An 18,664-nucleotide genomic window follows, 5' to 3' on the forward strand; every position below is an offset into this window, starting at 1 on the left:
ATTCCACTCAAGGTGGGGGACGTACCCTTCGCGCATGTCGACTTCCAGCCCGGCCGGCACGGCCCGCCCAGCCCAAGACGTACTCAACCCGACGCCGGAGTACCTCGCCTTCTGGCGGGAGCGGCACATCTGCACGCTGACCACCCACCGCCCCGACGGCAGCCCGCACGTGGTCCCGGTGGGCGTGACCTACGACCCGGAAGCCGGGCTGGCACGGGTGATCAGCAACAAGAACAGCAAGAAGGTCCGCAACGTGCTGGCGTCGCAGGGCGGCCCGCAGGGCGGGGCCCGGGTGGCGGTGTGCCAGCTGGAGGGGCGGCGCTGGGCGACCCTGGAGGGCCGCGCGGTGGTGCGTGGCGACGAGGCCTCGGTCGCGGAGGCGGTCCGGCGCTACGCGGAGCGGTACGGGCGGATGCCCTCGCCGAACCCGGACCGGGTGGTCGTGGAGATCAGCCTGGACCGGGCCATGGGCCGCGCGTAGCGCGCGAACCCGGCCGTACCCCGTTCAACGATGTCCGGTTCAACCACTGGACACGGACATCACAGCGACGCCATCGTGGTCAGGTCCACGATGGCGTCGCTGTGTGGGGGTAGTGCCTGAGCGATCTGCGACGACAGGGGAATCGCTTCAGGCACTGCGGGGGGTGGCGGCGGATTCGGGCTCGAAAAGTTGGTGATCACGCTGGTCCAGATTGACGAAGACCATGCCGTACCGGATCTCGCAGCGGACGGGCTGCGGTGCGCCTCGGGGGCGGCGCAGACAGCGGTAGGCACGGACGTCCTCGTCCTCTTCCCGCACCACGATGATCGGCTGGCCGAACAAGGTGACCTTCAGCGAGTCACCGACGTAAGGAATGGCGCTGGTGAGATCGATGAACTGCCAGCCGGAGCGGTATGCCGATGCCATTTCACGGCGGAAGCCGTGATCGTCGGGCGTCATCAGTCCCAGCCGAGGTCGTTGGTCGACGCGGTGGCCGAGTCCCAGCCCAAGTCGTTGGGTGTCGAGTCCCAGCCCAGGTCGGGCTTGCCTATCGACACGGCGGGCGCGTCGGTACCCCCCACGTCCCCACCGAAGGCGTTGACTGCCCCAATGACCGCAGCGGCGGAGAACCCAATGGCAAGTACCGAGCGAAGCATTCTCTTGTACATGGTCGGCTTCGTCCTCACTTGATGGAAATCTTCTCCCCCGCGTGTCAGACGATGGCTTATTCGGGCACGTCGCTGCCACAGGGACGATGCATCATGTTCTTGCATGTTCAGGACCCTGGGGGGTGGAGATTTGCCCAGAAACAACACAAAGCCGACACATCCCCACCCCGTCACGTCCATGTGCGCCGAGGGGACCCGTCTCTACACGGCGGCGCTGAGCACCGGCCGGGTGACCCGCAGCGAGGTCGAGAACGCCCCCTGCCTGCTCGAATTCGCTCTCCTGAGGCCCGACCCCGATGACGCGAACCAGCTCCGCGCGGTTCCGCCGTCCGTCGCGCTCGCCCAGCGGCTCCATCCGCTCGAACGGGAGATTCAGGACCGGCGCCGGGACACCATAGATCTCACCGACGCATTCGAGCCGTTTCTGACCATCAGCGCCCAGAGCCCCGCGAACACCCACGCCATCACCGTGCTGGAGGGCTTCGACCAGATCCACACCGCCCTCGACCAGGCCACCGCGGAGTGCCGGACCGAGGTGCTGACCGTACAGCCGGGCGGCGCACGGTCCACATCGGTGCTCACGGAGGCGCTGGAGCGCGCCGCTCCCCTCGTCAACCGCGGGGTGCGCATAAGGACGCTCTACCAGCACACCGTGCGGCACAGTCAGGGCACGCTCGCCTACGTGGACCGGATCTCCGCGGGGAAGGTCGAGATCCGCACGCTCGAAGAGCTCATGGAGCGTCTCATGATCTTCGACCGCACGGTGGCCTTCATCCCCACGAGCGACGACCGCAGGACCGCCCTGGAACTGCGTCACCCCGGGCTGGTCGACTACCTCATCAAGGTCTTCGAGCAGCTGTGGCACCGCGCCGTGCCGCTGTCGGCGGAGGTGACGTACCAGCACACCCCCGGCGGCATCTCCGGCGTGCAGCGCTCCATCGCCCAGCTCCTCATCGAGGGCCACGTGGACGAGGCCATCGCGCGCCGGCTGGGGATGAACGTACGGACCTGCCGCGCCCACATCGCCAAGCTGGCGGCCTCCCTGGGCAGCGGCAGCCGGGCGCAGCTCGGTTTCCTCATCGCCCGGTCGGGAATCCTGGAGGACCCCGAGCGACGGCTCTGAGGGCCGCGCAGAAACCCTCAGAGGCCCTCAGAGGCCCTCAGGGCGCCGGTGGCAGATGCGGAAGGCCCCGCCCGGTGAAACCGGGCGGGGCCTTCTCTTCGCGTCCGTACGGGCGCGCTCAGTCCATCGGGCGCTTGGGCGCCGGCCGCCAGACGACCAGGGCACTGCCCGGCTGCGGAGGCTGGTACGGGACCAGGTCGCGCCGGTACGAGGCGTGCACCTGGGCCTCGCGCTGCTGGAGCACGGCTGCGGCACCGTCGACGGCGCTCGAGAGCTCGGCCACGCGCTGCTGGAGCGCGGCGACCTGGTTCTCCAGCTCGATGATCCGCTTGATGCCGGCCAGGTTGATGCCCTCTTCCTGGGACAGCGCCTGCACCGTGCGGAGCAGTTCGATGTCACGGGCCGAGTAGCGCCGGCCGCGCCCGGCCGTACGGCCCGGGGAGACCAGGCCGAGGCGGTCGTACTGGCGCAGGGTCTGCGGATGCAGGCCCGAGAGCTGGGCGGCCACCGAGATCACGTAGACCGGGGTCTCATCGGTGAGCTGGTAGTACCCCTTACCTGTTCCCTGGCTACGGCGGCCATCCATGTCATGCTCCCTTCGCGGACTCGAACAGCGCGGAGCGCGGGTCCTCGGACTCCGTCGCCTCGCGGTACAGCTCCATGGCCTCGCGGGCCTTGTCGTTCAGCTCGGTCGGGACGGCGACCTCCACCGTCACGAGCAGGTCGCCGCGGGTGCCGTCCTTGCGGACCGCCCCCTTGCCGCGAGCACGCATCGTGCGGCCGCCCGGGGTGCCCGGGGGCAGCTTCAGCGTCACCGAGGGGCCGTTCAAGGTCGGGACCTTGATGTCGGCTCCGAGCGCCGCCTCCGCGAAGGTCACCGGAACGGTCACCGTGAGGTTGTCGTCCTTGCGGCCGAAGACCGGGTGCGCGTCCACGTGCACGACCACGTACAGGTCACCGGCCGGGCCGCCGCGCTCGCCCGGAGCTCCCTTGCCGCGCAGCCGGATCCGCTGGGAGTCGGAGACCCCCGCCGGGATCCGGACCTGCATGGTCCGGGAACTGCGGGCCCGCCCGCTGCCCTTGCAGATGTCGCAGGGGGTCTCGGCGATGAGGCCGCGGCCCTTGCAGTCCGCGCAGGGGTCGGTCAGCGAGAAGCCGCCGCCGCTGCCGCGGGACACCTGGCCGGTGCCGACGCAGGTCGGGCACACGCGGGGCGTGCCGTTCTTGTCGCCGGTGCCCGAACAGGCCTTGCAGGGCGCCTGCGAGGACATCCGGAGCGGGACCGTGGCCCCGTCCACCGCCTCCGTGAAGGAGAGGGTGACCTCCGACTCGATGTCCTGGCCGCGGCGCGGCTGGGTACGGGTGCCCGCACCTGCGCCGGCGCCGCCGCGGTTGAACAGGCCGCCGAAGACGTCGCCCAGACCGCCGCCGCCGAAACCGCCGCCCGCGCCGCCCTGCTGCTGGCCTCCGAAGAGGTCACCGAGGTCGAAGTTGAACGAGCCGCCGCCCCCGCCGGGACCGGGGCGGAAGCCGCCGTTCCCGAACAGGGCGCGGGCCTCGTCGTACTCCTTGCGCTTCTTGGCGTCGCCGAGGATGTCATTCGCCTCGGAGATCTCCTTGAAGCGCTCCTCGGCCGAGGCGTCGCCCTTGTTGGCGTCCGGGTGGAACTCGCGGGCGAGCTTCCGGTACGCCTTCTTGATCTCGGCCTCGGTGGCGTCCTTCGGGACACCGAGGACCTTGTAGTAGTCCTTCTCGACGAAGTCCTTCGTGCTCATCCCCGGTGTCCCTCCTCTCGTGCCTCTACGTGGTCAACCTCAGCCGTTGTCGGCTGCATCCGCGTCCTTGTCGGACGGGTCCGACGAAGATTCGGCCTCCGCCGCCTCGGACTTCGGCGCCGCGCCCGGCTGGGGCTCGGCCACCGCGACCCGCGCGGGACGGATCGTACGCTCGCCGATCCGGTAGCCCGGCTGCAGGATCGCCACGCAGGTGTCCTCGGTGACGTCCGGCGCGTACGAGTGCATCAGGGCCTCGTGGATCGTCGGGTCGAAGGGCTCGCCCTCCTTGCCGAACTGCTGCAGGCCCATCTTGGCCGCGGCGGTCTCCAGCGATTCGGCCACCGACTTGAAGCCGCCGACCAGCTCGCCATGTTCCCGCGCCCGGCCGATGTCGTCCAGGGTCGGGAGCAGCTCCGTCAGGAGGGACGCGACCGCGATCTCCTTGACGGCGATCCGGTCCCGCTCCACCCGGCGGCGGTAGTTCTGGTACTCCGCCTGGAGCCGCTGGAGGTCCGCGGTGCGCTCGCCGAGCGCGGTACGGGCCTGGTCCAGCTGGGCCAGGAGGGCCGTGTCCCCGGCGCCTTGTGCTGCTGCGGAGTCCCCGGCCGGGGCCGCGGCCTCCTCCTTGGAGGAAGCTGCGGCCTTCGGCTCGGCGGCGTCGTCAGGCGTGCCGTCGGCGGGGACTTCGGGCTTCTCGTCGAAGCCCGGGGTCTCCTCCGACATCAGACAGCGCCACCCTTCGGCTTCTCGTCGTCGACGATCTCGGCGTCGACGACGTCGTCGTTCGCGTCGGCGGCCTGGTGGGCACCCTCGGCGCCGGCGGCACCCTGGGCGGCCTGGGCGTCGGCGTAGATCGCCTGGCCGAGCTTCTGGCTGACGGCACCGAGCTTCTCGGTCGCGGTGCGGATCTCGGCAGCGTCCTCGCCCTTGAGCTTTTCCTTCAGCTCGGCGATGGAGGCCTCGACCTCTTCCTTGACGTCGGCCGGAACCTTGTCCTCGTTGTCCTTGACGAACTTCTCCGTCTGGTACACGAGGCTCTCGCCCTGGTTGCGGGACTCGGCTGCTTCCTTGCGGCGCAGGTCCTCGTCCGCGTACTGCTCCGCCTCCTGGCGCATGCGGTCGACCTCGTCCTTGCCGAGCGAAGAGCCGCCGGTGACGGTCATCTTCTGCTCCTTGCCAGTGCCCAGGTCCTTGGCAGTGACGTGCATGATGCCGTTCGCGTCGATGTCGAAGGAGACCTCGATCTGCGGGACGCCACGCGGGGCCGGCGGCAGGCCGGTCAGCTCGAACATGCCGAGCTTCTTGTTGTACGCCGCGATCTCGCGCTCGCCCTGGTAGACCTGGATCTGCACGGACGGCTGGTTGTCCTCGGCCGTCGTGAAGATCTCGGACCGCTTGGTCGGGATCGTGGTGTTGCGCTCGATGAGCTTGGTCATGATGCCGCCCTTGGTTTCGATACCCAGGGACAGCGGGGTCACGTCGAGGAGCAGGACGTCCTTGACCTCACCCTTGAGCACGCCCGCCTGGAGGGTCGCGCCGATGGCGACGACCTCGTCCGGGTTGACGCCCTTGTTGGCGTCCTGACCGCCGGTGAGCTCCTTGACGAGCTCGGCGACGGCCGGCATGCGGGTGGAGCCGCCGACCAGGACCACGTGGTCGATCTCGGACAGGTTGATGCCCGCGTCCTTGATGACGTTGTGGAACGGGGTCTTGCAGCGGTCGAGCAGGTCCGCGGTCAGCTGCTGGAACTGGGAGCGCGTGAGCTTCTCGTCCAGGTGCAGCGGGCCCTCGGCGGAAGCCGTGATGTAGGGCAGGTTGATCGAGGTCTCCGTGGAGGAGGACAGCTCGATCTTCGCCTTCTCGGCGGCCTCGCGCAGGCGCTGGAGCGCCATCTTGTCCTTGGCCAGGTCGACGCCGTGACCGTTCTGGAACTGCTTCACCAGGTAGTCGACGACGCGCTGGTCCCAGTCGTCGCCACCGAGGTGGTTGTCACCGTTGGTGGCCTTCACCTCGACGACGCCGTCGCCGATCTCCAGGAGGGACACGTCGAAGGTGCCGCCACCGAGGTCGAAGACGAGAATGGTCTGGTCGTCCTTGTCGAGGCCGTACGCCAGGGCGGCGGCGGTCGGCTCGTTGACGATGCGCAGGACGTTCAGGCCCGCGATCTCACCGGCCTCCTTCGTCGCCTGACGCTCGGAGTCGTTGAAGTAGGCCGGGACGGTGATGACCGCGTCCGTGACCTTCTCACCCAGGTACGCCTCGGCGTCGCGCTTCAGCTTCTGCAGGATGAAGGCGCTCATCTGCTGCGGGTTGAAGTCCTTGCCATCCAGGTTGATCTTCCAGTCAGTGCCCATGTGGCGCTTGACGGAGCGGATGGTCCGGTCCACGTTCGTGACCGCCTGGCGCTTGGCCACCTCGCCGACGAGGACCTCGCCGTTCTTGGCGAAGGCGACGACGGACGGCGTGGTCCTGGCGCCCTCGGCGTTGGTGATGACGGTGGGCTCGCCGCCTTCCAGAACGCTGACGACGGAGTTAGTGGTGCCCAGGTCGATGCCGACCGCACGTGCCATTTTGATTCCTCCAGCTGACTTGAGTGGAACAGACTCAAGCGTGCCCCAACGCTCCGCCGGTGTCAACAGAGGTGAGTCGAGGCGACTCAACCTTTAGGCCACGCTTACGCTCAGGAGCGCCATTCGGGGCACCCCGGCCGCGCGGCAACCGCACAACCGCCGGAGGCACCGGCACGGTGCAGACATGCCTCTGCTGCTACGCCTCCCCGCCCTGCCGGGGCCCTGGCCCGCCAGGCCGTCGGCCAAGCGGGTGCTCGACCTCGCCGGAGCGGCGCTCCTGCTCGGGGTGCTCCTCGTCCCGCTGCTGCTGGCCGCCGGACTGCTGTACGCGACCCAGGGCGCGGGCGTCCTCGTGCGCGAGCCGGCGGCGGGCCTGGCCGGGCGGCCCTACCGGGCGTGGCGGTTCCGCGTCGGCAAGGGCCGGGCCGGGGCGGCGCTGGAGCGGTGCGCGCTGGACGGACTGCCGCAGCTGCTCAACGTGGTGCGGGGCGAGATGTCACTGGTCGGGCCGCGCCCCGGGAACGGCCTGTCGGACCGGCCCGAGCGGCTCCTCGTACGGCCCGGGATGACCGGACTGTGGCAGGTGAGCGCACGTTCGGACCTGCCGTGGGAGGAGATGGACCTGCTGGACCGGCACTATGTGGAGAACCACTGGCTGGGGATGGACCTGGCGATCCTCGCGCAGACCCCGCGGGCGGCCTGGCGGCACAGGCAACCCTGAGCGACGCAGATCACCGCACGCTCGGCTACATTGCGGCGTCGGGACTGGGTAACCTCAAGCCTTGACTGGATAAGTTACCGCTTAGTAAGTGCCGCCCGAGGAGCCCTCCCATGCAACTCGCCGCGATCATCGTGTCGCTGGTCCTGACCGTGGTCGGCGTCGCGCTGCTCGCCCGAGCCGTGGCGCAGATCTACCGCTTCGTGAAGCTCGGACAGCCCGTACCGGCGGGCAGCCGTACGGACGACCCGAAGTCCCGAACGCTCACCCTTGCCCGGGAGTTCCTCGGCCACAGCCGGATGAACCGCTGGGGCCTCGTCGGCTTCGCGCACTGGTTCGTCGCGATCGGCTTCCTGACGCTGCCGCCCACGCTGGTGCAGGCGTACGGGCAGCTCTTCGAGGCCGACTGGGTGCTGCCGGTCATCGGCGGCTTCCTGCCGTTCGAGCTCTACATCGAGTTCATCGGCATCATGACCGTGCTCGGCATCCTCGTCCTGATGGGGATCCGCCTCGCGTCGCTGCCCTCGCGGGCCGGCCGCAAGTCGCGCTTCGCCGGCTCCAAGGCCTGGCAGGCGTACTTCGTCGAGTACATCATCCTGACCATCGGCCTCGCGATCCTGTGCCTGCGCGGCCTCGAAGGCGCGATCCACCACGTGGACTCGTACGAGCCGGCGTACTTCGTCTCGTACCCGCTGGTGCTGGCGTTCAAGGGCATGTCGCTCGGCGCCCTGCAGAACGCCATCTACTTCACCGCGATGATCAAGATCGGCACCTCGCTGATCTGGATGATCGTGGTCTCGCTCAACACCAACATGGGTGTCGCCTGGCACCGCTTCCTCGGCTTCCCGAACATCTGGTTCAAGCGGAACGCCGACGGCGCGACGGCGCTCGGCGCCCTCCAGCCCATGACCTCGGGCGGCAAGGTCATCGACTTCGAAGACCCGGGCGAGGACGACGTCTTCGGCGTCTCGCAGGTCGAGCAGTTCTCGTGGAAGGGCATCCTCGACTTCTCCACGTGCACGGAGTGCGGTCGCTGCCAGTCGCAGTGCCCGGCCTGGAACACGGGCAAGCCCCTCTCCCCCAAGCTCCTGATCATGTCGCTGCGCGACCACGCGCACGCCAAGGCCCCGTACCTGCTGGCCGGTGGCGGCAAGGACATGGAGGGCAACGAGAAGGCGACGCCGGAGCAGCTCGCCAACGTCCCGGCCGCCGCTCTGGCCGAGGCCGAGCGCCCGCTGATCGGCACCGCCGAGGAGAACGGGGTCATCGACCCCGACGTCCTGTGGTCCTGCACGAGCTGCGGTGCGTGCGTCGAGCAGTGCCCGGTGGACATCGAGCACATCGACCACATCGTCGACATGCGGCGCTACCAGGTGATGATCGAGAGCGCGTTCCCGTCGGAGGCGGGCACGATGCTCAAGAACCTGGAGAAGAAGGGCAACCCCTGGGGCCTCGCGAAGAAGCAGCGCGTCGAGTGGACCAAGGAGGTGGACTTCGAGGTCCCGATCATCGGCAAGGACGCGGAGGACCTCTCCGAGTTCGACTACCTGTACTGGGTCGGCTGCGCGGGCGCGCTCGAGGACCGGGCGAAGAAGACCACGAAGGCCTTCGCCGAGCTGCTGAACATCGCGGGCGTCAAGTTCGCGATCATGGGCGGCGACGAGAAGTGCACGGGTGACTCCCCGCGCCGCCTGGGCAACGAGCCGCTCTTCCAGCAGCTCGCGTCGGAGAACGTCGCGATGCTGAACATGGCCTTCGGCGAGGACGACGAGGACCCGGAGACGAAGAAGCCGAAGTCGGCGAAGCGCATCGTCTCCACCTGCCCGCACTGCTTCAACACCATCGCGAACGAGTACCCGCAGCTGGGCGGCGAGTACGAGGTCATCCACCACACGCAGCTGCTCCAGCACCTGATCGACGAGGGCCGCCTCACGCCGGTGACCCCGGTCGACGGGCTGATCACGTACCACGACCCCTGCTACCTGGGCCGGCACAACAAGGTCTACACGCCGCCGCGCGAGATCATGTCGGCCGTGCCGGGCCTGCGCCAGCAGGAGATGCACCGCCACAAGGAGCGGGGCTTCTGCTGTGGCGCCGGTGGCGCGCGCATGTGGATGGAGGAGCGGATCGGCAAGCGCATCAACAACGAGCGCGTCGACGAGGCCCTGTCCCTGAACCCGGACATCGTCTCCACCGCCTGCCCCTTCTGCCTCGTCATGCTCACCGACTCGGTGAACGGCAAGAAGAACGAGGGCCAGGCGAAGGAACACGTCACGGTGGTCGACGTGGCGCAGCTGCTGCTGGAATCGGTGAAGACGCCGGAACCTCCGGTGGTGGAGCCGGAGCCGGAGCCTGCGGCGGAGGTCGTGGAGCCCGTCGCGGAGCCCGCCGCGAAGCCGGAGGCTGCGGCCGAGGCGAAGGCCGAGGCACCTGCCGAGGCCAAGGCCGAGGAGCCCGCGCCGAAGGCTGCGGAAACCCCGGCCGAGCCGGAGACCGACGCCGAGGCGAAGTAGCCCGCGCAGCACCGAACGCCGGAACGGCCCGCCCCCACAGGGGGGCGGGCCGTTCCGCTGTTCCGGGCTCCGGTCAGGCCTGGTCGGACCGGCTGCGGCGCAGCATCGCGAAGCCGAGGCCCGCGGCGCCCACCGCCGCCATGCCACCGCCGGCGGCGAGCATCAGTGTGCCGTCGCCGCCTTCGGCGGACACCGGCGCGACACCCTCCGCACCGGCCTTCACGCCGCCCTTCGGCACGACCCGCTCGACGGCCTTCTTCTCGACCGGCTGGGCGACGGGCTTCGTGTCCTTCGCGACGGCCTTGCGGTCCTTGGCGCCCTTGTCCACCTCGTACTTCTCGATCAGCTTGCCGCTGGTGAAGTCGTAGACCCAGCTGTTCCCGCCGTTCTTGCCGTCGATGACGACGAACTTCACGCGCTTCCCGTCCTGGACGAGCTTGTACGTCCAGCCGTCGTTCGTCGCGGTCGGGTGCTTCAGGTCGATCGTGCCGAGGAGGTTCCCGTTCGGCATGGAGATCTCGACACGCTTGCCGTTCGGGCCGTCGATCAGCCGCGCGTTGCGCCCGTCGGGCATGGCGACCTGGACGACGTTCTCCTTCTTCTCCACCGGCTTCGGCTTCTCCACCGGCTTCGGCTTCTCGACCGGCTTGGTCGCGCCCTCGACCCACGAGGTGACGGTGCCGTTCGGCTGGAGGACCACGTGCAGGCCGTTGTTCTGGCCGCGGGCAGGCTTGCCGCCCTTGCTGACCAGGGTGTCCAGCTTGACGTCACCGGCGAAGATGTCGGCCTCGAAGTGGCCCTCATCGATCTTGTAGACCTTGGCGACGGTTCCGTCGGCCAGCTTCACGGTCGTGACGTAGGCCCGGACCGAGGGCTTCACGGGCGGGGTGGTCGGGGGCGTGGTGGGCGGGGTCGTCGGCGGCGTGGTGGGAGGCGTGGTCGGCGGCGTGGTCGGCGGGACGCTCGGGTCGACGGACGGCTGCTCGACACCGGGCAGGACCTGCGGGTCCGGTACCGCCGGGGAATCCGCGAAGGCGGACCCCACCGGAAGGGCGAGGACGGCGGCCGCACCGGCCACGACGGCGGCGGTACGGAGGGTGGTGCGACGGTGCGGGCTACGCATGACGGGGCTCTTCTCGTGCTCGTTCGGCTTCGTGGCGGTGGCTACGTCTACGAAGCTACGGAGCTGTTATGTCCGTATTCCGTCGGAGATGTAACGGACATCAGCAGACTGCCGCGCAGCCACGTAACCCACCCCGGACCCACCCCGGACCCACCCCGGACCGACCTCGAACCGACCTCGCCCCCACCTCCCTCCCACCCTGAGAAGGCCCTCCAGGTACCCCCTAGGGGATGTCACAGCTCAGCCGCAAAGGGGGCCTCTTCCCCCGGCCCGGCCACTCGCCCGCCCGGGAGCGGGTACTTTCGATCACGTGGCTGGATTCAGGATCGGACGCGGCCGGGACAACAACCGCACCCCGCAACAACCCCCGCGGCAGCAGCCGTACGGCTCGCAGCAGGCGCCCCAGGCGCCCGCACCGTACGGCCAGCAGCCCTACGCACCCCAGCAGTGGCCGCAGCAGGCCGCTCCCGGGGGCCACGGCGAGCCCGAATACTTCGACCCTCACGGCGGTCACGCCGGCCAGGGCCAAGGTCAGGGCCAGGGATACGGCTACGGCCATCCCCCCGTCCAGGGAGCCGGCGGCCCGAGCGACTCACCCGGGTACACCCAGGCCTTCGCCATCGGCGAGGACCCGTACCCGTACAACCAGGGCGCGACCTACCACGCGGGCGCGGCCCAGGCCGCCGCCCCCACCGGTCCGCGGCTGCCGTGGAAGGAACTGATCCGGGGCATCGTGACCCGCCCGGGCCCGACCTTCCTGCAGATGCGCGACTACGCCGTCTGGGGGCCGGCGCTGATCGTGACCTTCCTCTACGGGCTGCTCGCGGTCTTCGGCCTCGACGACACCCGCAACGACGTCATCAACGCCACCCTCTCCAAGGCCGTCCCGATCGTGCTCTCGGCGGGCGTGGCCTTCGTGATCTGCGGCCTGGTCCTCGGCGCCGTCACCCACACGCTGGCCCGCCAGCTGGGCGGCGACGGGTCGTGGCAGCCCACGGTGGGCCTGTCGATGCTGGTCATGAGCCTGACGGACGTCCCGCGCCTGCTGTTCGCCATGTTCCTGGGCGGCGACAACATGCTCGTCCAGATCCTCGGCTGGGCCACATGGGTGGCGGCCGGCGCGCTCTTCACCTCCCTGATCAGCAAATCGCACGACCTGCCGTGGCCGAAGGCCCTGGGCGCGTCGGCGATCCAGCTGATCGCCCTGCTGTCGATCATCAAGCTGGGCACGATCTAGCGCAGACACGCGCGGACACACACGCACACACACGGAGGGGCCCGGCGCGCACCGCGCGCCGGGCCCCTCCGCACACTCACTCGTTCTCCTCGCCCTCAGGCGTCGAGAACCTGTCCTTCACGCTTCACGACGGGCGGTTCGACCGACCAGGGGAAGTTGACCCACTCGTCGGTCTTCTTCCACACGTACTCGCACTTCACGAGCGAGTGGGACTTCTCGTAGATCACGGCGGACCGGACCTCGGCGACGTGCCCGAGGCAGAAGTCGTGCACCAGCTTGAGCGTCTTGCCGGTGTCGGCGACGTCGTCGGCGATCAGCACCTTCTTGGCGGTGAAGTCGATCGCCTCGGGCACGGGTGCCAGCATGACCGGCATCTCCAAGGTGGTCCCCACCCCGGTGTAGAACTCCACGTTCACCAGGTGGATGTTCTTGCAGTCCAGGGCGTACGCCAGACCACCGGCGACGAAGACGCCGCCGCGGGCGATGCTCAGGATGATGTCGGGCTCGTAGCCGTCGTCGGCGATCGTCTGCGCCAGCTCCCGCACGGCCCGCCCGAACCCCTCGTAGTCGAGGTTCTCGCGCACTCCGCCACTCACTCCGTCGCTCGCTGCGTCACTCATGCCTCGTGCCTCACCTGGGTCCGGTGGAAGTTCTGGAAGGACCGCGAGGCCGTCGGGCCGCGCTGGCCCTGGTACCGCGATCCGTACCGCTCGCTCCCGTACGGGAACTCCGCGGGCGAGCTGAGCCGGAACAGGCACAGCTGCCCGATCTTCATACCCGGCCAGAGCTTGATCGGCAGCGTGGCGAGGTTCGACAGCTCCAGCGTCACGTGCCCGGAGAACCCCGGGTCGATGAACCCGGCGGTCGAATGGGTCACCAGCCCCAGCCGGCCGAGACTGGACTTCCCCTCCAGTCTGGAGGCGATGTCGTCGGGCAGCGAGATGACCTCGTAGGTCGACGCGAGGACGAACTCACCGGGGTGGAGGATGAACGCCTCGTCCCCCTCGGGCTCGACCATCCGGGTCAGGTCGCTCTGCTCGACAGCGGGGTCGATGTGGGCGTAGCGGTGATTCTCGAAGACCCGGAAGAACCGGTCGAGACGTACATCGATGCTGGAGGGCTGCACCATCGACTCGTCGAAGGGGTCGATGCGAACCCGTCCGCTGTCGATCTCGGCCCGGATGTCTTTATCAGAGAGAAGCACGTCCCGAGGATACGCAGAGCGCGCGGGCCGCCCCAATCGAGGCGGGTCCCCGCGCGCCGGTGTCTACCGCTTCGGCGCCGCTCCCACGGGCACGGCATGCCGCAGCCGCGCACAGCGCGGGCACCGCAACAGCCGCCCCGGCCCGATCCGGCCGGCACCGAGGTGCTGCAGCGGGAACGAAGCGGTGCTGAACACGTGCCCTTCGGCACAACGGACGACGGTGTGCTCCATCGAGTCCCTTTCCCCAACCAGCCGTACTGCGATGAATCGCCACATTAGGGGATGAACAAGACCCACTCCAGCCGCCGCTCCGCACGCACACGGTACGCCCCAACTCCCGCCCCCACGACCCTCCGTACACCCCGCACGCGACACCACCCCCGGGACGAATTCACCAGGGGACGATCATGGGGTAGGGTGAGAAACGATAGCGCTCCAGGCAACTGGGCCACTATGCGGATGTAGTTTAATGGTAGAACATGAGCTTCCCAAGCTTATAGCGCGGGTTCGATTCCCGTCATCCGCTCTTGAACGAAGCCCCAGGTCAGCGACCTGGGGCTTCGTCGTTGTCTAGACCTATTCAGGAGTCCCGCACCACTTGCGCACCAGCGGGGTCGTGCCCTGTCCACTCTGTGTCTTGTGTCGGACCGTGGTCTGATGCCGGGGTGAGAGAAGGGCGCCCGTCCGACCTGGGGCCGATGGCGGGAAGCGGACCGTGCTCCGACGCGACGGGGGCCTTGCGCGCGGGATCGTTCGGGGCATGACGACCACACAGAACACACCCCCCGTAGACGACAACGCCGCCCCGGCGAAGGCCCAGCTGTTGCCGATGGAGTGGTCCGGCTTTCCCGGGCTTTGGGCGGGCGGGGTCTCGCTGGTCGGCGGGCCGCTGCTCGTGGGCACCGGAGTCCTGTTGAGACTGCCGTTCCACTTCTTCTACCCCGAGCAACTCACCGCCCGCGTCGAACACCCCGGCCTGATCGCGGCCTCCTACGGCACCTTCGCTGCCGGGACCGTCCTGCTCTGGCCCGCCGTCGCCACGCTCGCGACCCGCATCGGCCACCGCAGCCCCGGACTGGCCCTGTGGGGAGGGATCTTCGCCGTCCTCGGGCTCTTCGCCCGGACTTTCCACGCCGGAGTGGACCACCTCGCCTTCCAGCTCGCCGAGCGGCAAGGCGCCGAAGTCGCCGCCCGGTTCGTCGGCGAAACGTACGGCGCCTTCCACATCTTCAGCGCCCTCAACCTTGCGATCATGGGCGGCTGGCTGCTGCTCGCCATCGGCGCCTGGCGGGCTCGGATACTCGGCCCGGTACGCGCCCTCGCCCTCGCGACCGCCGCCGCGCTGCCGCTCGGGGTACTCAAGGGCACCACTCCCCTGTCGGTCGTGGCCGTCGCCGGACTCTGCCTCGCCCTCGTGCCGCTGGGTGTCACCGTCCTCCGCGACGGCCCGACGCCACGCCGAGCCGCCGTGCTGTGCTGGACCGCCGCGGTCGTCATGGCCGTCGCGGTCATGACCGTTGCAGGTCAGGCCGGTTGACGATGTACGGTCGGGCCATGCGTCTCCTCCGGCGACCGCACGACAGCCATCTCCTCGCCCTCGACGCGACCGCCGCGCTCCTGATCGCCGTCACTTACGCGGGCTTCGCCAGGATGCCCGGCAACGCCGCCCAGCCCGCCTACACCGGACCGGTGTGGGCGGGGTTGCTCGTAGCCACGGCGGTCGGCCTTCCGGTCGCGGGCCGCCGGCGGTGGCCCGTGCCGGCCGCGCTGACGGCCGTTGCCGGAGCCGTCGCCGCCACCCTCCTGGACATCACGCGCGAGCCGTACCTCGCGGTCGGTCTCACCCTCTACGCGGTCGCCCTCACCCGGGCCCCCCGCCACTCCGTACCGGTGCTGGCCGCCGCACTCGCCGCTTCGGCGGCTGCCGTAATCACCGGGGAGGCCGTGGTCACCCCGGCCGAGAGCTGGAGCGGGGCAACCGGTGTCGCCGCCATCGTCTGGCTGGTCCTGGGCGGCGGCTGGGCGGCGGGCTTCGCGGTGCGCGCCCGCCGGGCCCAGGAAGCGGACCACGCCGCCCGCCACACCGAAGTTGCAATCGTCGAGGAACGGCTGAGGATCGCACGCGAGTTGCATGACATCGTGTCGCACAGCCTCAGCCTGATCGCCGTGAAGGCGGGCGTCGCCGGTCATGTCGCCCAGCGCCGCCCGGAGGAGGCCGTGGATGCCCTGCGTGTCATCGAGCAGACCAGCCGCGCCGCCATGACCGACATGCGCCGCGCCCTTGGTGTTCTACGCGCCGACACAGCCGACGTCCCCCTGGGCCCGGCGCCCGGAATCGACGACCTCCCCCTGCTGGCCGATCAGGCCCGACGGGCCGGCGTGGCGGTGGAGCTCACGGTCCGGGTCCCGGACGAAGGTGTGTCCGCCGGAATCTCCTTGGCCGTTCACCGGATCGTCCAGGAGTCCCTCACCAACACGGTGAAGCACGCGGCCCCCGCACGCTGCCGGGTGACGGTCGAGGCGGACTCCCGCGAAGTGCGCATCGATGTCACGGACGACGGCGTCCGCGGCCCCGACCGCGCGCCGCCGGGCGGGCACGGCCTGGTGGGCATGCGGGAGCGAGTGATGACGTACGGCGGGACATTCAGCGCGGGCCCACGTACCGAGGGTGGCTTCATGGTCTCCGCCAGCCTGCCCCGGGACGGCGCGAGGAGGACCGAATGACCGATGCGACCCGGGTACTCCTCGTCGACGACCAGGTGTTGCTGCGGGGCTCCTTCCGGATCCTCGTCGACAACGAGCCCGGCCTCACCGCCGTCGGAGAGGCGGGCAACGGGGCGGAGGCCGTCGAACTCGCTCGCCTGCACCGGCCGGACGTGGTCCTGATGGACGTCCGGATGCCGGTCATGGACGGGATCGAGGCGACCCGGCTGATCTGCGGTTCCCCCGAGACAGCCGGCGTACGGGTGCTGATCCTGACCACGTTCGACCTCGACGAGTACGTCTACGCGGCCCTGCGGGCCGGCGCCGCGGGCTTCCTCCTCAAGGACGCCCCGCCCGCGGAAGTCCTGGCCGCCATCCAGGTCGTCGCCGCGGGCGACTCCCTGCTCGCTCCGTCCGTCACGCGCCGCTTGATCGAGGACTTCACCAGCAGGCGCGACCCGGCCCCGAGCCGGGGTCCCGCCCCGCTGACGGGAGTGACGGAGCGGGAGCGCGAGGTCCTCGAGCTGATCGCGCGGGGCCTGTCGAATGACGAGATCGCGGCGGGTCTGCACCTGAGCATGGGCACGGTGAAGACCCATATCGGCCGCCTCCTGGCCAAGCTGGGTGCCCGCGACCGCGCCCAGCTGGTGATAGCGGCGTACGAGTCCGGAGTCGTGTCGGCCTCCGGCGGCGGCCTGGAAGCGCGCTGAGAGACGGCCCTGGCCCAGGGCAGGTACCAGGACGCTGCCGCCTGGACATCCACTCGGCGAGCAGGACCAGAACACTGCGGTTCCCCGTGCAGCCGGCTCGTGCCCTATCCGTGCCCTTCCGAGCGGCGAACAGCGGTCAATACGGGTGCGGGCAGCCCCTCACGGAAAGCCGTCTGGCGGACTATTCGCGCATGTCAGAGGCCATACGAATGCCTTACGCGCCATAGATTCCCAAGCTTATAGCGCGGGTTCGATTCCCGTCATCCGCTCTTGAACGAAGGCCCAGGTCACAGACTTGGGCCTTCGTCGTTGCTTAGACCTCTCAGCGCTCGCCGTGCCCTCCGCGCGCCCCAACCCGGGCGAATGTCCTGGCTGGAGGCCCTTTTGCGCACCACATGCACCGCACAGAGGCGGCGTCGTCTCGAATCGCGAGACGGATTCTCTGTGACCTGCGCTATAGGTCGCGCCATCTGTGCGAATTCGCGGTCCGAAAGAGGCACTTGGCCCATGGCTCCTGCCGGTCAGTCGACGCAGGCGACCTCGATCGCCAAGGTCCGCATGAACGCTCGCCACCAAGCTCCTGCGTGCTCTACCCGTGCTGACGAACGCCGAGGTCTACCGCTGGCAAACGATCACCTGCTGGCGATCACGCCCCTCGACCGGCACGAGCACCCCACCCAGCCTCATGCCAGCCCCCTCACCAGCGACTTCAGGATGAAACGAGCAAAATGGGTGCGGCACCTGACGGCCCTACGGGGTCTGGGACAAGGATCCGCGCGGACTTCCCGACTCCCACAGCTCCTCGAAGTGGTGGCGGAAGAAGTTGTACCAGTGAGCGTCGCGAGACCGGAGGAGTCGGAAGGTGGGTCGCTTCCAGAGATCACCATGAAACTGCGCCAGGCGCATCTCTAGCTGCCCATGAGCCTCGGCAGGGTCATACGCGAAGATCGTGTACGGCGGCACATAGTTAACGGTCCGCACCTCAAGGCTTCCCCTGACGTCTCCGGGGATCGGCAGCAGGAGGCGCTGGAGGTTCGCTTCCAGGGTCCGGCTCAGCTCCTCCGCAGTCATGGCACCGGACTGGTGAGCCGCGATGTCCATCGCAGTCCCCCACGGCTCGATGACGAGGATCTTGACTCTGAGGCCCGCTGGCACTTCGGTCCTCAGAATTCGGGTGAGAGAAGATAAATGGAGCTGGATCGTCGCACCGTGAAGCCACACCTCGCGCGATCTGAGGACGAGCTCCTTGATTTCCTCGGGATTATCGGTGTTGGAAAAGAAGCGGCCCGCCATGGGCTGGGAGCCGGCCACCCCCGCAAGCACCTCCCGCACCGCGTCAACCTGAGTCCGATTCCTGAGCAGGGCGACGCACAGCAGTGCCAGCACAGCCAGCGTGGCGGAAGCGATCACGGACGGGGAGGCTGTACCCGCCAGTCCGAGCACAACCAGTACGGCGGATGCCGCGAGGGTCGCATACAGGTCGAAACTGTTCCGGATGTGTCGCGCAGCCGCCAGCCATCTACTCGGCTGAGGCGATGAGGAGTCCATGCGAGTCCCCTCCCCACGGTCCAGACCGTTGAATCACGAGAATCGGGCCCCCACCCGCGCCCGTCAGTCCCCTCCCTCGCAGGTCCGGCAAACCCGAGATCGGCTCCCTGGTCGAACTGGCACATCATCACCACGCCTGCTGGACACGACCTTGCTCGAGAAAGCCCCCACAACGCGACGATCCCACCCGATCTTGCACGGATCCACCGTCGCCTCGGTCAACAGCGCACTGCAGCGTGCGCGTGCCACGCTGGCCGCCCGCCGCGAAGCGGCCGACGAGTCGGCAGCCCC

Annotated in this window: 18 protein-coding genes and 1 tRNA gene; 9 read left to right on the forward strand and 10 right to left on the reverse strand. The window is 69.1% G+C overall.

The window, feature by feature from the left end; genetic code table 11:
- The first annotated feature begins 34 nt into the window (after positions 1-34).
- The gene (locus OG898_RS10770) at positions 35-481 is read left to right on the forward strand and encodes a pyridoxamine 5'-phosphate oxidase family protein (protein ID WP_250748728.1); all 447 of its coding nucleotides are present in this window, start codon (positions 35-37) and stop codon (positions 479-481) included.
- Between the two features lie 147 nt (positions 482-628).
- Here the strand turns inward: OG898_RS10770 and OG898_RS10775 are convergent, their stop codons facing one another.
- Both OG898_RS10775 and OG898_RS10780 read right to left on the reverse strand, forming a co-directional pair.
- The gene (locus tag OG898_RS10775; RefSeq protein ID WP_250748726.1) at positions 629-940 is read right to left on the reverse strand and encodes a (2Fe-2S)-binding protein; all 312 of its coding nucleotides are present in this window, start codon (positions 938-940) and stop codon (positions 629-631) included.
- The gene (locus OG898_RS10780; RefSeq protein WP_266956434.1) at positions 940-1,062 is read right to left on the reverse strand and encodes a hypothetical protein; all 123 of its coding nucleotides are present in this window, start codon (positions 1,060-1,062) and stop codon (positions 940-942) included. Before OG898_RS10780 ends, OG898_RS10775 begins: the two co-directional genes overlap by 1 nt.
- A gap of 190 nt (positions 1,063-1,252) precedes the next feature.
- Here OG898_RS10780 and OG898_RS10785 point away from each other — a divergent pair, with 190 nt between their 5' ends.
- A complete protein-coding gene (locus OG898_RS10785; protein WP_250748724.1) occupies positions 1,253-2,272 on the forward strand; it encodes a helix-turn-helix transcriptional regulator in 1,020 nt (339 codons plus the stop codon).
- A 118-nt stretch (positions 2,273-2,390) separates the two neighbouring features.
- Here OG898_RS10785 and OG898_RS10790 read toward each other — a convergent pair whose 3' ends face one another.
- From OG898_RS10790 to dnaK, 4 genes are read right to left on the reverse strand one after another with little or no spacing between them, the layout of a single operon-like run.
- Positions 2,391-2,858 (reverse strand): helix-turn-helix domain-containing protein, encoded by a 468-nt coding sequence (locus OG898_RS10790; protein ID WP_250748722.1) that lies wholly within the window; start codon positions 2,856-2,858, stop codon positions 2,391-2,393.
- 1 nt (position 2,859) lies between these two features.
- Positions 2,860-4,047 (reverse strand): molecular chaperone DnaJ, encoded by a 1,188-nt coding sequence (gene dnaJ / locus OG898_RS10795; RefSeq protein ID WP_250748719.1) that lies wholly within the window; start codon positions 4,045-4,047, stop codon positions 2,860-2,862.
- A 39-nt stretch (positions 4,048-4,086) separates the two neighbouring features.
- Entirely contained in the window at positions 4,087-4,770 is a 684-nt protein-coding gene (gene grpE / locus OG898_RS10800) for a nucleotide exchange factor GrpE (protein ID WP_250748716.1), read from the reverse strand.
- Positions 4,770-6,617: a molecular chaperone DnaK gene (dnaK, locus tag OG898_RS10805; RefSeq protein WP_250748711.1), complete on the reverse strand. Its 1,848-nt coding sequence runs from the start codon at positions 6,615-6,617 to the stop codon at positions 4,770-4,772. The genes grpE and dnaK overlap by 1 nt, the downstream gene beginning before the upstream one ends.
- 184 nt (positions 6,618-6,801) lie before the next feature.
- On the opposite strand from dnaK, the gene OG898_RS10810 reads away from it, so the two are divergent.
- Both OG898_RS10810 and OG898_RS10815 read left to right on the forward strand, forming a co-directional pair.
- A complete protein-coding gene (locus tag OG898_RS10810) occupies positions 6,802-7,338 on the forward strand; it encodes a sugar transferase (RefSeq protein WP_250748710.1) in 537 nt (178 codons plus the stop codon).
- Positions 7,339-7,448: 110 nt separating this feature from the next.
- The gene (locus OG898_RS10815) at positions 7,449-9,848 is read left to right on the forward strand and encodes a (Fe-S)-binding protein (RefSeq protein ID WP_250748709.1); all 2,400 of its coding nucleotides are present in this window, start codon (positions 7,449-7,451) and stop codon (positions 9,846-9,848) included.
- Between the two features lie 73 nt (positions 9,849-9,921).
- Here OG898_RS10815 and OG898_RS10820 read toward each other — a convergent pair whose 3' ends face one another.
- Complete coding sequence (locus OG898_RS10820) at positions 9,922-10,971, reverse strand: hypothetical protein (RefSeq protein ID WP_266956440.1); 1,050 nt, start codon at positions 10,969-10,971, stop codon at positions 9,922-9,924.
- Positions 10,972-11,281: 310 nt separating this feature from the next.
- Between OG898_RS10820 and OG898_RS10825 the strand changes: the two genes are divergently transcribed.
- The gene (locus tag OG898_RS10825; RefSeq protein WP_250748706.1) at positions 11,282-12,208 is read left to right on the forward strand and encodes a Yip1 family protein; all 927 of its coding nucleotides are present in this window, start codon (positions 11,282-11,284) and stop codon (positions 12,206-12,208) included.
- Positions 12,209-12,303: 95 nt separating this feature from the next.
- On the opposite strand, the gene OG898_RS10830 is transcribed toward OG898_RS10825, so the two are convergent.
- Together OG898_RS10830 and dcd are read right to left on the reverse strand one after the other, a co-directional pair.
- On the reverse strand, positions 12,304-12,828 hold the full coding sequence (locus OG898_RS10830) for a phosphoribosyltransferase (protein ID WP_250748705.1): 525 nt from the start codon (positions 12,826-12,828) through the stop codon (positions 12,304-12,306).
- Positions 12,825-13,412 (reverse strand): dCTP deaminase, encoded by a 588-nt coding sequence (gene dcd, locus OG898_RS10835; RefSeq protein WP_243330723.1) that lies wholly within the window; start codon positions 13,410-13,412, stop codon positions 12,825-12,827. The genes OG898_RS10830 and dcd overlap by 4 nt, the downstream gene beginning before the upstream one ends.
- A gap of 455 nt (positions 13,413-13,867) precedes the next feature.
- On the opposite strand from dcd, the gene OG898_RS10840 reads away from it, so the two are divergent.
- The 4 genes from OG898_RS10840 to OG898_RS10855 all read left to right on the forward strand — a co-directional run bounded on the left by OG898_RS10840 (position 13,868) and on the right by OG898_RS10855 (position 16,825).
- Positions 13,868-13,938: transfer RNA gene (locus tag OG898_RS10840), tRNA-Gly, on the forward strand.
- 234 nt (positions 13,939-14,172) lie between these two features.
- Positions 14,173-14,949, forward strand: a complete 777-nt coding sequence (locus OG898_RS10845; RefSeq protein ID WP_266956442.1) for a hypothetical protein — start codon at positions 14,173-14,175, stop codon at positions 14,947-14,949.
- Positions 14,950-14,966: 17 nt separating this feature from the next.
- A complete protein-coding gene (locus OG898_RS10850) occupies positions 14,967-16,136 on the forward strand; it encodes a sensor histidine kinase (RefSeq protein WP_266956444.1) in 1,170 nt (389 codons plus the stop codon).
- Entirely contained in the window at positions 16,133-16,825 is a 693-nt protein-coding gene (locus tag OG898_RS10855; RefSeq protein ID WP_266956446.1) for a response regulator transcription factor, read from the forward strand. The genes OG898_RS10850 and OG898_RS10855 overlap by 4 nt, the downstream gene beginning before the upstream one ends.
- A gap of 750 nt (positions 16,826-17,575) precedes the next feature.
- On the opposite strand, the gene OG898_RS10860 is transcribed toward OG898_RS10855, so the two are convergent.
- Positions 17,576-18,235, reverse strand: a complete 660-nt coding sequence (locus tag OG898_RS10860) for a hypothetical protein (RefSeq protein WP_266956448.1) — start codon at positions 18,233-18,235, stop codon at positions 17,576-17,578.
- Positions 18,236-18,664 lie beyond the last annotated feature (429 nt).

The organism is Streptomyces sp. NBC_00193 (assembly GCF_026342735.1).
GTDB classification, from domain to species: domain Bacteria; phylum Actinomycetota; class Actinomycetes; order Streptomycetales; family Streptomycetaceae; genus Streptomyces; species Streptomyces stoeckheimensis.